Below are 14,031 nucleotides of genomic sequence, written 5' to 3'. Positions count from 1 at the left end.
GCCTATTGCATCTGGCCTGGCAGGCCTGTCCGGCGCTGCTGTTCCGGCAGCCTTAACGCTTTCAGATTTCCTTCCAGCACCAGATCCGTTTTAAGTGTGGCTACCCGTCGGCAGATGTCAGCCATCACCCGATGCTCGTTCAGCTTTTTCCGCCATTTATCGGGAACGGCCTCCAGATTCTGGTAGATGGCATCCAGTGAGCCGAACGTATTCAGCAACTGTGCGGCGCTTTTTGCGCCGATGCCAGCCACGCCCGGAATTTTGCTGCTGGCGATCCCGGCTAGCCCCCAGTAGTCGATAAGCTGGGCCGGCGCCACGCCAAATTCGTTTTCGATAAAGGGAACGTCCAGCCAGCGTTTCTGAAAATAGTCACGGATCAGAATGCGGGGCGCCAGGAGCTGGCAATAGCCTTTATCGGTGGAGACAATGGTGGCCTGACAGCCGTTGTCAGCCACTTTCGCGGCAAGCGTGGCGGCCAGATCGTCAGCTTCTTCCCCCTTCGCCTGCCAGCAGGCCACACCTGCCTGCTGAAAGGCACTGCGCAGTAACGGCATCTCCTGCTGTAGCGTCTCCGGCATTGGCGACCGGCCAGCCTTATAGTCCGGCAGCAGCTGATGGCGCCAGCCTTCATGGCGCTCATCATCATCGAAAACCGCCACGGCATGCGTCGGCTTACTGTGAATAATCAGCTGCTGGAGCGCGTGAAGGCAGGCGTCCTGACACGGCGACCCCTGAACCGCATGAATGCGACGGATAAGGTTCAGGGCGTCAATAATCAGTAAGTGAATCGTCATAAGTCACGCATAAAGTGGGGGCGGCCTGTTTGCCGCTCCGGTGGGGTTACTTAATGATTTCGTAGCAGGGAATATAAGCCGTACCCGGCAGCTTCATGCGGTGCTGAGCAACGAATCCCTGTAACAAATCGTCCATGCGGCGCATCATTTCCCGATCGCCTTTCAGTTTGTACGGCCCTTTTTCTTTGATCGCGCGGATACCGACATCCTTCACGTTACCGGCAACAATACCGGAAAACGCCCGGCGCAGCGCCGCGGCAAGCTCTTCCGCTGGCTGATCGGGATAGAGATTGAGGTTGGCCATATTTTCATGCGTCGGCACAAAGGGCACCTGAAGGTTCGGCGCGATGCGGATCGCCCAGTTAAAGCTGTAGGCATCGCCCGTTTCGCGACGATACTCTTTCACTTTCGGCATCGCTTTTTTCATCTGGCGCGCCACTTCGGCGGCATCATCTATGATGATGGTGTAGTGCTTGCGTGCCGCTTCACCCAGCGTGCTGACGATAAACTCATCCATCACGCGGAAATAGTCAGCGCTCTCTTTGGGGCCGGTCAGGATCAGCGGAAGCACCTGTTGCTGGTTGTGCGGGTTCATCAGGATCCCCAGCAGATAGAGCAGCTCTTCCGCCGTCCCGACGCCGCCTGGAAAGATAATGATCCCGTGCGCGATGCGGACAAACGCTTCAAGGCGTTTTTCAATGTCCGGCATAATAATCAGCTCATTAACCAGCGGATTAGGCGGTTCAGCCGCAATGATCGACGGCTCCGTCAGGCCGATAAACCGCCCTTCTTTGTATCTCTGCTGGGCGTGTCCTACGGCAGCGCCTTTCATCGGCGCCTCCATCACACCGGGCCCGCAGCCGGTGCAGATATTCAGCTCCCGCAGGCCAAGCTGGGAACCGACGTTGCGGCAGTATTGATACTCCACGGCGTTAATGGAGTGGCCGCCCCAGCAGACAACGGTATTTGGCTCTTCACCGACGTGCAGCGCCCGTGCGTTACGAAGCAGGGAAAAGACCAGATTGGTTATCTGAACGGAATCGTCGATCTGCGGACGCTGAAAATGAGCGGCATTGTCGATCTGTCCGTTCACAAAGAGGATGTCGCGCAGTACCGCAAACAGGTTCGCCTGGAGTGACCGGATAATACGGCCATCCACAAAGGCCTCTTCTGGCGGATTAATCAGCTCCAGCTTTACGCCGCGTTCGCGACGCAGGACGTTGATATCAAAACTTTCGAAGCGCGCCAGCAGCTCGTGGCTGCTGTCCGTCTGGCTCCCGGAGTTAAGTACGGCAAGAGAACAGTTGCGAAACAGTTGGTAAAGATCGCTGCTGGCCGTTTGCTTCAGCATGTCTACTTCAAGCTGGGACAGCAGATCCATTGAGCCAAGAGGGCTGATATGTGTGATCAAATTAACTCCTTTACACCCGTCCGGGTGATGGTCACTCCCCGATAAACACTGACAAATCCGGCCACGCCGGGAAAAACGCCGTGAAGAGAATAATGTCCCTGGGCGAACGGCAACGCTTTCGCCCCTTCACAGAGTAGCCCCGGCAACCCGGCTTTAACAATAGGGGAGCCGGTGCATATGCGTAGCGGCACGCAAATCGTGCTGATTACTGGCGTACCAGGCGGGAATGACCGGGCTTCCAGTCGCCGTTGTTACTGCGCCAGGGGTTAATATCCAGCCCGCCACGGCGCGTATAACGTGCATACACGCTCAGGCTTTCCGGCTGGCAGAACCGCTGGATGTCGTTAAAGATGCGTTCTACGCACTGCTCATGGAATTCATTGTGGTGGCGAAAAGAGACCAGGTAACGCAGCAGCGCCTCACGCTGGATACGTGGGCCGCGATAGCTAATTTGTACCGAGCCCCAGTCCGGCTGGTTAGTGATCAGGCAGTTCGATTTCAGCAGGTGGCTTACCAGCTGTTCTTCCACCACTTCTGGCAGCGTCGCCTGTTGCAGATATTCTGGCGTGAACTGGTAATTTTCAATCACGATATCCTGTTCGTCGATGCAGTAACCGGCAAAATGGCCGATCGGCTGCCCTTCTATTTCCTGCAGACGGAATAACGAAACGCTGACGTCTCCCGCCGCGCAGGCGCTGAGATCGCGTTCAAGCGTGGCGCGAACCTCGGCCCAGTCAGCGAATCGGGTCTGATTAAAACTGTTGAGGTAAAGCTTGAAGCTTTTCGACTCAATCAGATTAATGCTGCTGGCGTTAAGGGTCACTTCACCTACTGCCACCTGCGGCACTCCTTTTGCGTTCAGCCATGAGAGCTCGTAGAGTGTCCAGATATCGGCACCGTGGAAAGGAAGGCTGTCCGGATAGAGTCCCAGCGGTTCACGGTTCATGCTGCGCGGCACGGCCTGCAGTAAAGAGGGGTCGTAGCGATCGTGGTATTCTGTTGGTTTCCCCAACGTCAGGCCGTTTAATGCCTGATGCGGATCCTGTAAAGACATCGTAATTACCTTATAGCTTGAGCACACGGGCAGCGGCGCAATCAAATCAGTTCGTTTATGGCCTGAGCCCGACGAGAAGGGACGGCGGGGGAGCGTTCAACCCCGGCAGACATACTGGCCTTAGTGTAACTCAGGCAGCAGAGAGTGAAAAAACAATGATCGAAGAAACCACCCAGGCACTTACCGAATTTACCCGTCGCTACTGCGATCTATGGGAGCGGGAATGCGGCCATCCGCCAGCAAGCAGTGAGCTGACTGGCGTGCCATCTCCCTGTACTCAGGAAACCGTGCAGGATGAAATTTACTGGCTGCCTCAGCCGTTTACGCTGGCCAAAAATCTCGATGCCGTGGAACGGGCGCTGGATCTGCGTATTCAGCCTGCGGTCGTTGCCTGGTACACCGCGCAGTTTGCTGGTGATATGACGGCCACCCTTGCAGGACAGACCTTCACGCTTTTACAAACCTGGAGCGAAGAAGATTTCTTACGCGTTCAGGAGAATCTGATTGGCCATCTGGTGATGAAACGCCGGCTCAAGCACTCCCCCACGCTGTTTATTGCCACCACCTCCTCTGAGCTGGAGATTGTTTCCGTCTGTAACCTGAGCGGCGAAGTATTTATTGAACAGTTAGGCACATCGCAACGAACGCCGCTGGCGCCCTCGCTTGAGCAGTTTATAGCGTCGCTGACGCCTTCGCGCGGTTTGTAAGAGAATGACGGGCCTGGTTTGTGAGAGATCTCTTACACGTTATGTGAGAGATCGCTTGTTAGACGGCGGGCATGGCGCAGGTTTTATAATTTATCATGATATTAATCAATTGGTTGTTTTCAACACATCCGGCCGAAATTGATTTCAGCGCTGTCCATTGCCGCTGGCTATATTGTTAACTTCAGATATTCGGGCACACTGTGCCGTATCGGAAAGGATTCCGTGACTTATGGAATGAGTCTGGACACATCGGGAAGATGCTGCAAGGAAAGGCTTCAGGATGAAGCGAGGATATCTCAGGAAAGAGATAAGGGACACCTTCAGGATGAAGAATGTGAGCTGCCAGTATAGGTAGCGTGCGGGGACGCAAAGGACAATCACCAGTGAAGGTGAGCGTGTAGGGAACACTCAGGGACCTAGTTATCATGGATGAGCAGGGAGCACACTCGTAGCGGGATGGCTGCAAACGAACCGGGAGCACTGTTTTTACAGTGCTCCCTTTTTTTCGTGCATACTTCTTACTGACCCGCACGCGAATGTTATGCTTGCGGCCTTTTATCATAATGTATGACAGGAGACCGCTGATGGAACATGAACAACAGGTACAGATCCAGCTTACGGCAATAGTTGAAGAGTTACATGAGGCAGGCCTCTGGCAAACCTGCGCGCCCACTACGCAGGCCTTTGAAAGCCAGGAACCTTTTTGTGTGGATACCATGACACCAGAACAGTGGCTTCAGTGGGTGTTTCTGCCGCGCATGCAGGCACTGCTCGACGCCGGCTCGCCGCTGCCCGAAAAGCTGGCCATCGCACCTTATTATGAGGTTGCGCTGGAAGGTGCTCTGCCAGGGCGGGCGAAACTCCTGCACGCGCTCAATCAGCTTGATCAGCTGTTTGGGCACGACAACTGATGCTGGAGATTATTTATCAGGATGAGTGGCTGGTCGCGGTAAATAAACCTGCTGGCTGGCTGGTGCATCGTAGCTGGCTCGATCGTCATGAAAAAGTGTTCGTCATGCAGACGGTACGCGATCAGATCGGCCAGCACGTTTTTACCGTGCATCGTCTCGACCGGCCCACTTCCGGTGTTCTGCTGATGGGGCTCTCCAGTGAGGTGGGGCGCCTGCTTTCCCAGCAGTTTGAGCAGCATCAGCTCCAGAAGCGCTATCACGCCGTTGTGCGCGGCTGGCTGGAAGGTGAGGCGACGCTGGATTATCCGCTGACCGAAGAGCTCGACAAAATAGCCGATAAATTCAGCAATCCGGAAAAAGCCCCTCAGTCAGCGGTAACGCACTGGCGCGCCGTGGCAACCGCCGAGCTGCCTGTGCCGGTAAGCCGCTATGAAACCTCACGCTATACGCTTGTTGAACTGCTGCCGGAAACGGGGCGCAAACATCAGCTGCGTCGTCATATGACGCATCTGCGCCACCCTATCATCGGTGACAGCGCCCACGGCGATCTCCGGCAGAACCGCAGCGCAGCGGCCAATTTTGGTATGCGGCGCCTGATGCTGCACGCCAGCGAATTAAGCCTCACCCATCCCGTTACCGGCGAGCCGCTGCTGTTACGGGCCGGTCTGGACAGCATCTGGCAGGAGATGATGGTGCAGTTTGGCTGGCAGGATGTGCTGCCTGAGGTTCCCAGGGTTGAGTTTACGGCGGCAAGCCTTCAGGATAGTTCCCTGACGTAAGCGCAGGCTAATGGAGAACATCATGGCTCAGGTAGGTATTTTTGTAGGGACAATGTACGGCAACTCACTTCTGGTTGCTGAAGAAGCGGAGCCGTTGCTGGCTGACGCCGGTCACCAGGTCAAAATTTTTGAAGATCCCGAACTCGATGACTGGCAGCGCTATGCCGAACATGTTGTGCTGGTTGTGACCTCGACAACAGGCCAGGGGGAGCTGCCGGATAGTATCGCGCCCCTCTATCGTGCGATGAAAGATAAGCTGGGTCATCAGCCAGCCCTGCGTTATGGCCTGATTGCGCTCGGCGACAGTAGCTATGATGATTTCTGCGGCGGCGGTAAGAAATTCGATGCGCTCTTACAGGAGCATGGCGCGACGCGCGTGGGGGATGTGCTGATGATTGATGCCTCTGAGCATCCTGAACCGGAAGAAATCGCTTCGCCCTGGGTGGAAAACTGGGCCAGAGCGATAAGCTGATCTGCCTGATGTGCCCCTGTTAAACCGCTAACAGGGGCGTTGTCGTCAGGTAACCGGCGCCGGATTAAATACCGCTAGCGCATTACGAATGCCCCAGCGATCGGACCAGGTTTGCTTACGCCCGCTCGCGATATCCAGAATCAGCTCAAACAGACGCCAGCCTACCTGCTCAATACTTTCTTCCCCTGTCGCAATGGTGCCCGCATTAATATCCATCAAATCGTGCCAGCGGTCCGCCAGCGCGGTGCGCGTTGCCATTTTGATCACCGGGATTGCCGCCAGGCCGTAGGGCGTTCCCCGTCCGGTAGTAAAAACCTGAAGCGTGATGCCTGACGCCATCTGCTGGGTGCCGCAGACGAAATCGCTGGCGGGCGTGGCGGCATAGATCAGGCCACGCCGGGTAGGGCGCTGACCCGGAGAGAGCACTTCCGCGATGGCGCTGCGCCCCGATTTGGCGATGGAGCCGAGCGCTTTTTCCACCACGTTGGCCAGCCCGCCTTTTTTATTGCCCGGCGAGGGATTAGCGCTGCGGTCAGTTTTCCCCATATTGAGATAGTCATCATACCAGGCCATCTCTTCCAGCAGGCGTTTACCCACCTCTTCATCCACGACCCTCGGCGTTAAGAGATGCACGGCATCACGCACCTCCGTCACTTCTGAGAACATCACGGTAGCGCCGCAGCGCACCAGCAAATCGGAGGCGAAGCCGACGGCCGGATTGGCGGTAACGCCGGAAAACGCATCGCTACCGCCACACTGCATCCCCACCACCAGCTCAGAGGCGGGCACCGTTTCACGCTGGCGCTGATTAAGGCGTTTAAGGTGGCGTTCGGCGACCTGCAGAATGTCGCTGACCATTGATTCAAAACCGATGTGTTTTTCATCCTGCAACCTGACCACGTCCTCTTCACCCAGGGAGATCGCCTGCACGTCCGGCGTGCCTTCCAGCAGCCGCTCAGGCTGAAGTTTTTCACAGCCCAGACCCACCACCATCACCTCACCGCCGAAGTTAGGGTTCAACGCCAGGTTGTGAATGGTGCGGATCGGCACCACTGCAGCGGGTGCGTTAATCGCCACGCCGCAGCCGTAAAGATGGTTCAGCGCCACCACGCCATCCACGTTGGGATAATTGGGCAGCAGCTGACGTTCAATAATATTGACCACATAGTCGACGACGCCCGCGACGCAGTGAACGCTGGTGGTGATCGCCAGCAGGTTGCGGGTACCCACGCTGCCGTCAGCGTTGCGATAGCCCTCAAAGGTGTAACCTTCCAGCGGCGGCAGCGCAGGCGGAACCGCATTAGCCAGCGGCAGGCTGGCGAGCGCTGGCGCTTCGGGTAAGACCACCAGCGATTCATCTATCCAGCTGCCGCGTGAAATATCACGCAGGGCATAACCGATGACTTCGCCGTAACGAATAATATTGCCGCCCTGCGCTATTTCACTCAGCGCAACTTTATGCCCCTGGGGAATATGTTCTTTTAAGATTAATCCGCATGGGAATTCTGTGCCCGCTTTCAGGCCATTATTATTTACCACAATGGCGACGTTATCGTTTTCATGCACTTTTATATAAAGAGGTCGATCGTTTAAGGGAATGTTCATTGCTCAACATGTCCTGAATAAAAGGTGTTTAAAGGCGAATTTTTTCTCCCTGAGGGAGCGGCATCCTTTTTTACGCATTTCTGACGGTCATCGCTATTCTGCTGGTAACCAGTATAGAAGCGAGGCAGTGGAAACACATTATGCATCTGTCCGACATGAACGCCCGTCTGTCGCCGCGTTTTTAGGCATAAGAACAGATATCAGTGAGAGGGCTCACAAAGATAAGGTCATCTGCGGCGGAATGTGACAGATGCCGCATAACGTCAGCGAAGCGTGAGCCAGCCCGCAGCAGATTGTGCAGTTGCCAGAGAAAGGGTGAATATTAAATCATTATGTAGGGCATTTAACCGATGTGTTCCCGCAGCCCGGTTCATATACTTTTTAGCGAACAGGACGATGAGCTATTTCAAATTGGCGTACGACTATTCTGCAAAATAATCGCTACCTTAAACCCGACATCATTCTGATACCCAACGCGATGTGTATGCCGTCCAGAGTGAGTTTGCCTGACCGCTATATTTCAGGAGTGCACCATGAATTCAGTTAGCAATACTGCGGGCGCCGTGCAAAAAAGAACTAATGCCCGCTATTGGATAGTAGTGATGCTGTTTATCGTCACCTCATTTAACTACGGTGATCGTGCAACCATCGCCATTGCCGGTTCCGCCATGTCCAAAGATATCGGCCTCGATCCCGTGGGGCTGGGCTATATCTTCTCCGCGTTCTCGTGGGCTTACGTTATCGGTCAGATCCCCGGCGGCTGGCTGCTGGACCGCTTCGGTTCTAAACGTGTCTATTTCTGGAGTATTTTCCTCTGGTCGCTGTTTACATTGTTGCAGGGGTTTGTCGATCTGTTCAGTGGCTTCACCATCATAGCGGCGCTGTTCCTGCTGCGATTTATGGTCGGCCTGGCAGAAGCGCCTTCCTTCCCGGGTAACAGCCGCATCGTAGCCGCCTGGTTCCCCGCTCAGGAGCGCGGCACGGCCGTCGCTATCTTTAACTCCGCGCAGTATTTCGCGACGGTCATCTTCGCCCCAATCATGGGCTGGCTGACTTCTGAAGTGGGTTGGGCGCACGTGTTCTGGTTTATGGGCGGGCTGGGGATCATCATCAGCTTTATCTGGCTGAAAGTGATCCACGATCCGACCGATCACCCTGGCGTAAACAAAGCCGAGCTGGAATATATGGAGCAGGGCGGTGCTCTGATCAATATGGATCAGCGCAAAGTCGATGAGCGCAAGGTGCCCTGGAGCGTTAAGTTTCATCAGATCAAACAGCTGATTAGCTCGCGAATGATGCTGGGGATCTATCTTGGTCAGTACTGTATCAATGCGCTGACCTACTTCTTTATTACCTGGTTCCCGGTCTATCTGGTTCAGGACCGCGGGATGTCCATCCTTAAGGCGGGGATTATCGCCTCTGTACCGGCAATTTGTGGTTTCGTCGGCGGCGTGCTGGGCGGTGTGATTTCCGACTGGCTGATGCGCAAAACTGGCTCCCTGAATATCGCCCGTAAAACCCCGATTGTCCTCGGCATGATGCTGTCGATTTCGATGGTGATCTGTAACTACGTCGAAACCGAATGGATGGTGGTGTTCTTTATGGCGCTGGCCTTCTTCGGCAAGGGCATTGGTGCGCTGGGCTGGGCGGTTATGGCAGATACAGCACCGAAAGAGATTAGTGGCCTGAGCGGCGGGCTGTTCAATATGTTCGGTAACGCCTCCGGCATCATTACCCCGATTGCCATCGGTTACATCATCGCCACGACGGGTTCTTACAACGGCGCGCTGATTTACGTCGGTATTCATGCCTTTGTCGCTGTATTGAGCTATCTGGTGCTGGTGCGTGACATCAAGCGTATCGAACTGAAATCTTTATAAGGACGATTTATGAACACGCAGAGCAGCCCGGTCGTCACTGATATGAAAGTCATTCCCGTCGCCGGACATGACAGCATGCTGTTGAATATAGGCGGCGCACATGGTGCTTACTTCACCCGGAATATCGTGGTGCTGACCGACAGTGCCGGGCATACCGGCGTTGGAGAGGCTCCGGGCGGCGAGACGATTTACCAGACGCTGGTGAATGCGATTCCCCAGGTTAAAGGGAAAGAAGTGGCAAGAATGAATCGCCTGGTGCAGGAAGTGCACAAAGGCAATCAGTCGGCCGATTTCGACACCTTTGGTAAAGGCGCCTGGACCTTTGAGCTACGCGTCAATGCCGTCGCCGCGCTGGAAGCGGCGCTGCTTGACCTGCTGGGACAGTGCCTCAACGTACCTGTTGCGGAACTGTTAGGGCCAGGCAAGCAGCGCGATGAAGTGACGGTGCTGGGCTATCTGTTCTATATCGGCGATCGTGAGCAAACCGATCTGCCATACCTGGCCGGTGACCGGCGCGGTCACGACTGGTATCACCTGCGCCATCAAAAGGCGATGGACAGTGCTGCCGTGGTCAGGCTGGCCGAGGCTGCCCAGGATAAATATGGCTTCAAAGATTTCAAGCTGAAGGGTGGCGTACTGCCCGGCGAGCAGGAGATTGAGGCCGTTAAGGCGATGAAAAAACGCTTCCCGGAAGCGCGTATCACCGTCGATCCCAACGGCGCCTGGTATCTCGATGAAGCCATCGCGCTCTGTAAAGGGATGCAGGGCATTCTGACCTATGCCGAAGATCCCTGCGGTGCAGAACAGGGATATTCGGGCCGTGAGGTGATGGCGGAGTTTCGCCGGGCAACCGGGTTACCGGTGGCGACCAATATGATCGCCACCAACTGGCGTGAGCTTAATCATGCCGTCATGCTCAACGCCGTGGATATCCCGCTGGCCGACCCGCATTTCTGGACGTTAAGTGGCGCGGTGCGGGTTGCCCAACTCTGTGACGAGTGGGGTCTCACCTGGGGCTGCCATTCAAATAACCACTTTGATATTTCGCTGGCGATGTTCACTCATGTTGGTGCCGCTGCACCTGGCAAGCCAACCGCGATCGACACGCACTGGATCTGGCAGGAGGGCGATCAGCGCCTGACGAAAGCGCCGCTGCAAATTCACGACGGGAAAATCGCCGTCCCGGATGCGCCCGGACTGGGTGTGGAGCTGGACTGGGCGCAGGTTGAGAAAGCGCATCAGTGCTATAAATCCCTGCCAGGCGGTTCGCGCAATGATGCTGCGGCGATGCAGTATCTTATCCCCGGCTGGGCCTTCGATCGCAAACGCCCCGCCTTCGGTCGCTGAATGCCATCAGTTATAAGGAATACGTTATGAGTCAAGACCACTCAACCCCGCGCGTCACCGAGATGCAGGTCATCCCGGTGGCCGGGCACGACAGTATGCTGCTTAACCTCAGCGGTGCCCACGCGCCTTATTTCACCCGTAACATTGTTATCATCAAGGATAATTCAGGCCATACCGGCGTCGGTGAAGTGCCGGGCGGCGAGAAAATTCGCCAGACGCTGGAAGATGCTGCCGCGCTGGTCGTCGGTCACGGCCTTGGCGAATACAAAAACCTGCTCAGCCTGGTGCGCCAGACGTTCGCCGATCGCGATGCGGGTGGCCGTGGTAATCAGACTTTCGATTTGCGCACGACCATCCATGTGGTGACCGGTATTGAAGCCGCGCTGCTGGATTTACTCGGGCAGCATCTGGGCGTCAACGTCGCTTCTCTGCTTGGCGACGGGCAGCAGCGTGACCAGGTCGAAATGCTCGGCTATCTCTTCTACATCGGCGATCGCCGTAAAACCTCGCTGGATTACCAGAGCCAGAGCGACGATCCCTGCGACTGGTATCGTCTGCGGCATGAAGAAGCGCTGAGTCCGGAGAGCGTGGTCAGGCTGGCTGAAGCCGCCTATGAGAAATATGGCTTTAATGACTTCAAACTGAAGGGCGGCGTGCTGGCGGGCAGTGAGGAAGCGGAGGCCGTGACGGCGCTGGCGAAGCGCTTTCCTGAAGCCCGCATCACGCTCGATCCTAACGGCGCCTGGTCACTGAATGAGGCGATTACCCTCGGTAAGCAGCTGAAAAATGTGCTGGCCTATGCAGAAGATCCCTGTGGCGCAGAGCAGGGCTATTCAGGCCGGGAAGTGATGGCAGAGTTTCGTCGCGCGACCGGTCTGCCCACGGCCACCAATATGATCGCTACCGACTGGCGGCAGATGGGTCATACTTTATCGCTGCAGTCCGTCGATATTCCGCTGGCGGACCCCCATTTCTGGACGATGCAGGGCTCCGTCCGCGTGGCGCAAATGTGCCACGAATTTGGCCTCACCTGGGGTTCTCACTCTAATAACCATTTTGATATTTCACTGGCGATGTTTACCCACGTGGCGGCGGCTGCGCCAGGCAAAGTTACCGCCATTGATACCCACTGGATCTGGCAGGAAGGGAACCAGCGCCTGACCAAAGCGCCGCTGCAAATCAAAGGTGGCCTGGTTGAGGTGCCCACCCAGCCGGGCCTCGGCGTTGAGCTGGATATGGATCAGGTCATGAAAGCCAATGCGCTTTATCAGCAACATGGGCTGGGCGCGCGGGACGATGCGCAGGCTATGCAGTTCCTGGTACCTGAGTGGACATTCGACAATAAACGCCCCTGCCTGGTGCGCTAATTCTGTTTCTGGAGAGAGTGATGAGCTATGTAAGTAACCCAAACAGCTTCCGCCAGCGTCTGCTGGCCGGCGAAACGCTTATCGGTAGCTGGTGCGCGCTGGCCAACCCGACAACGACCGAAATTCTGGGCCTGGCGGGCTTTGACTGGCTGGTGCTTGATGGCGAACATGCGCCAAACGATATCACCACCTTTGTGCCACAGTTGATGGCGCTGAAAGGCAGCGCCAGCGCGCCAGTGGTGCGTCCGCCCTGCAATGAGCCGGTCATCATCAAGCGCCTGCTCGATATCGGCTTTTCAAACTTTTTAATTCCTTTTGTCGAGACGGAAGAAGAGGCGGTGCGGGCTGTTGCCTCTACACGCTATCCGCCGCTGGGCATCCGGGGCGTTTCCGTCTCTCACCGCAGCAACATGTACGGCACGGTGCCTGAATATAACACCACCGTTAACGACAACATTACGCTACTGGTTCAGATCGAAACCCAGCAGGCGGTAGATAACATTGATGCCATCGCGGCAGTCGAGGGCGTGGACGGCATTTTCGTCGGTCCCGGCGATCTCTCCGCAGCGTTAGGCTACCTGGGCCAGCCTGCCCACCCTGAAGTGCTCAAGGTTATCCACTATATCTTTGAGCGGGCGAAGGCAGCCGGCAAGCCGAGCGGCATTCTGGCGCCGGTGGAAGCCGATGCGCGTCGCTACCTTGAATGGGGCGCTGGCTTCGTCGCCGTAGGCAGTGATGTTGGCGTTTTCCGTGGCGCCACCCAGGCACTTTGCGATCGCTTTAAAAAATAACCCGTCGTTCAGGAGAACAGCATGAAAATTGGATTTATTGGTCTTGGCATCATGGGCAAACCCATGAGCAAAAATCTGCTGAAAGCTGGCTATTCGCTGGTGGTGCGTGACTCTCATCAGGCTAACGAAGCGGAACTGATAAGCCTGGGTGCGGTTTCCGCCCCAAGTGCGAAGGCGGTGGCCGAGCAGAGCGATGTTATCATCACTATGCTGCCCAACTCGCCCCATGTGAAAGAAGCGCTGTTGGGCGAAGAGAGCGTGATTCAGGGCGCGAAGCCCGGCACCATCGTGATCGATATGAGTTCTATCGCGCCGCTGGCCAGCCGTGAGATCCATGAAGCGCTGGCGAAGAAAGATATCGCTCTGCTTGATGCGCCGGTGAGCGGCGGTGAGCCGAAAGCCATCGAGGGAACGCTGTCAGTGATGGTGGGCGGTGATAAAGCGCTGTTCGATAAATGCTACGACATTATGAAAGCCATGGCTGGGTCGGTCGTGCATACGGGCGATATTGGCGCAGGTAACGTGACCAAGCTGGCGAATCAGGTCATCGTGGCGCTGAACATCGCGGCGATGTCGGAAGCGTTAACGCTGGCTACCAAAGCCGGAGTGAATCCGGATCTGGTCTATCAGGCGATCCGTGGCGGCCTGGCGGGTAGCACCGTGCTGGATGCTAAAGCGCCAATGGTGATGGATCGCAATTTTAAGCCGGGATTCCGCATCGATCTGCATATCAAGGATTTAGCTAATGCGCTGGAAACCTCTCATGATGTCGGCAGCCAGCTGCCGCTGACCGCAGCGGTAATGGAAATGATGCAGGCGCTGCGTGCGGACGGGCTCGGTACTGCCGACCACAGCGCGCTGGCTTGCTACTATGAAAAATTAGCGAAAGTTGAAATTACCAAGTAGCCCTTAA

Annotated in this window: 13 protein-coding genes; 9 read left to right on the top strand and 4 right to left on the bottom strand. The window is 56.1% G+C overall.

Annotated features, from left to right (window positions below):
- Positions 1-2 precede the first annotated feature (2 nt).
- The 3 genes from xni to queF all read right to left on the bottom strand — a co-directional run bounded on the left by xni (position 3) and on the right by queF (position 3,259).
- Positions 3-794 (bottom strand): flap endonuclease Xni, encoded by a 792-nt coding sequence (gene xni, locus EA20_RS0103840; RefSeq protein WP_024965578.1) that lies wholly within the window; start codon positions 792-794, stop codon positions 3-5.
- A 46-nt stretch (positions 795-840) separates the two neighbouring features.
- Positions 841-2,205, bottom strand: a complete 1,365-nt coding sequence (gene ppnN / locus EA20_RS0103835) for a nucleotide 5'-monophosphate nucleosidase PpnN (RefSeq protein WP_024965577.1) — start codon at positions 2,203-2,205, stop codon at positions 841-843.
- 205 nt (positions 2,206-2,410) lie between these two features.
- Positions 2,411-3,259 carry an NADPH-dependent 7-cyano-7-deazaguanine reductase QueF gene (gene queF / locus EA20_RS0103830; protein WP_024965576.1) on the bottom strand — a complete coding sequence of 283 codons (849 nt, stop codon included), beginning with the start codon at positions 3,257-3,259 and terminating at the stop codon, positions 2,411-2,413.
- Between the two features lie 155 nt (positions 3,260-3,414).
- Between queF and syd the strand changes: the two genes are divergently transcribed.
- The 4 genes from syd to EA20_RS0103810 all read left to right on the top strand — a co-directional run bounded on the left by syd (position 3,415) and on the right by EA20_RS0103810 (position 6,128).
- The gene (gene syd / locus EA20_RS0103825; protein ID WP_024965575.1) at positions 3,415-3,966 is read left to right on the top strand and encodes a SecY-interacting protein; all 552 of its coding nucleotides are present in this window, start codon (positions 3,415-3,417) and stop codon (positions 3,964-3,966) included.
- Between the two features lie 584 nt (positions 3,967-4,550).
- Entirely contained in the window at positions 4,551-4,877 is a 327-nt protein-coding gene (locus EA20_RS0103820) for a YqcC family protein (protein WP_024965574.1), read from the top strand.
- Positions 4,877-5,656, top strand: a complete 780-nt coding sequence (gene truC, locus EA20_RS0103815; protein WP_024965573.1) for a tRNA pseudouridine(65) synthase TruC — start codon at positions 4,877-4,879, stop codon at positions 5,654-5,656. Before EA20_RS0103820 ends, truC begins: the two co-directional genes overlap by 1 nt.
- A gap of 22 nt (positions 5,657-5,678) precedes the next feature.
- Complete coding sequence (locus EA20_RS0103810; protein WP_024965572.1) at positions 5,679-6,128, top strand: flavodoxin; 450 nt, start codon at positions 5,679-5,681, stop codon at positions 6,126-6,128.
- Positions 6,129-6,173: 45 nt separating this feature from the next.
- Here EA20_RS0103810 and garD read toward each other — a convergent pair whose 3' ends face one another.
- On the bottom strand, positions 6,174-7,733 hold the full coding sequence (garD, locus tag EA20_RS0103805; RefSeq protein ID WP_024965571.1) for a galactarate dehydratase: 1,560 nt from the start codon (positions 7,731-7,733) through the stop codon (positions 6,174-6,176).
- A 533-nt stretch (positions 7,734-8,266) separates the two neighbouring features.
- On the opposite strand from garD, the gene EA20_RS0103800 reads away from it, so the two are divergent.
- Genes EA20_RS0103800 through garR form a run of 5 tightly spaced genes read left to right on the top strand, consistent with a single transcriptional unit; the run spans position 8,267 to position 14,024 of the window.
- The gene (locus EA20_RS0103800; protein WP_024965570.1) at positions 8,267-9,613 is read left to right on the top strand and encodes an MFS transporter; all 1,347 of its coding nucleotides are present in this window, start codon (positions 8,267-8,269) and stop codon (positions 9,611-9,613) included.
- 9 nt (positions 9,614-9,622) lie between these two features.
- Positions 9,623-10,960 carry an enolase C-terminal domain-like protein gene (locus tag EA20_RS0103795; protein ID WP_024965569.1) on the top strand — a complete coding sequence of 446 codons (1,338 nt, stop codon included), beginning with the start codon at positions 9,623-9,625 and terminating at the stop codon, positions 10,958-10,960.
- A gap of 26 nt (positions 10,961-10,986) precedes the next feature.
- On the top strand, positions 10,987-12,327 hold the full coding sequence (gene gudD / locus EA20_RS0103790; RefSeq protein WP_024965568.1) for a glucarate dehydratase: 1,341 nt from the start codon (positions 10,987-10,989) through the stop codon (positions 12,325-12,327).
- A gap of 20 nt (positions 12,328-12,347) precedes the next feature.
- Positions 12,348-13,118 carry a 2-dehydro-3-deoxyglucarate aldolase gene (gene garL, locus EA20_RS0103785; protein WP_024965567.1) on the top strand — a complete coding sequence of 257 codons (771 nt, stop codon included), beginning with the start codon at positions 12,348-12,350 and terminating at the stop codon, positions 13,116-13,118.
- Positions 13,119-13,139: 21 nt separating this feature from the next.
- Complete coding sequence (gene garR / locus EA20_RS0103780) at positions 13,140-14,024, top strand: 2-hydroxy-3-oxopropionate reductase (RefSeq protein ID WP_024965566.1); 885 nt, start codon at positions 13,140-13,142, stop codon at positions 14,022-14,024.
- Positions 14,025-14,031 lie beyond the last annotated feature (7 nt).

This window comes from Pantoea sp. IMH, from assembly GCF_000599885.1.
GTDB lineage: Bacteria > Pseudomonadota > Gammaproteobacteria > Enterobacterales > Enterobacteriaceae > Erwinia.
This window is presented reverse-complemented; position numbering and strand designations above follow the sequence as displayed.

Bases quoted from the DNA above. Each gene is read 5' to 3' on its own strand.
- xni (WP_024965578.1), bottom strand. From the start codon at position 794: ATGACGATTCACTTACTGATTATTGACGCCCTGAACCTTATCCGTCGC.
- queF (WP_024965576.1), bottom strand. From the start codon at position 3,259: ATGTCTTTACAGGATCCGCATCAGGCATTAAACGGCCTGACGTTGGGG.
- syd (WP_024965575.1), top strand. From the start codon at position 3,415: ATGATCGAAGAAACCACCCAGGCACTTACCGAATTTACCCGTCGCTAC.
- EA20_RS0103820 (WP_024965574.1), top strand. From the start codon at position 4,551: ATGGAACATGAACAACAGGTACAGATCCAGCTTACGGCAATAGTTGAA.
- truC (WP_024965573.1), top strand. From the start codon at position 4,877: ATGCTGGAGATTATTTATCAGGATGAGTGGCTGGTCGCGGTAAATAAA.
- EA20_RS0103810 (WP_024965572.1), top strand. From the start codon at position 5,679: ATGGCTCAGGTAGGTATTTTTGTAGGGACAATGTACGGCAACTCACTT.
- garD (WP_024965571.1), bottom strand. From the start codon at position 7,733: ATGAACATTCCCTTAAACGATCGACCTCTTTATATAAAAGTGCATGAA.
- EA20_RS0103800 (WP_024965570.1), top strand. From the start codon at position 8,267: ATGAATTCAGTTAGCAATACTGCGGGCGCCGTGCAAAAAAGAACTAAT.
- EA20_RS0103795 (WP_024965569.1), top strand. From the start codon at position 9,623: ATGAACACGCAGAGCAGCCCGGTCGTCACTGATATGAAAGTCATTCCC.
- gudD (WP_024965568.1), top strand. From the start codon at position 10,987: ATGAGTCAAGACCACTCAACCCCGCGCGTCACCGAGATGCAGGTCATC.
- garL (WP_024965567.1), top strand. From the start codon at position 12,348: ATGAGCTATGTAAGTAACCCAAACAGCTTCCGCCAGCGTCTGCTGGCC.
- garR (WP_024965566.1), top strand. From the start codon at position 13,140: ATGAAAATTGGATTTATTGGTCTTGGCATCATGGGCAAACCCATGAGC.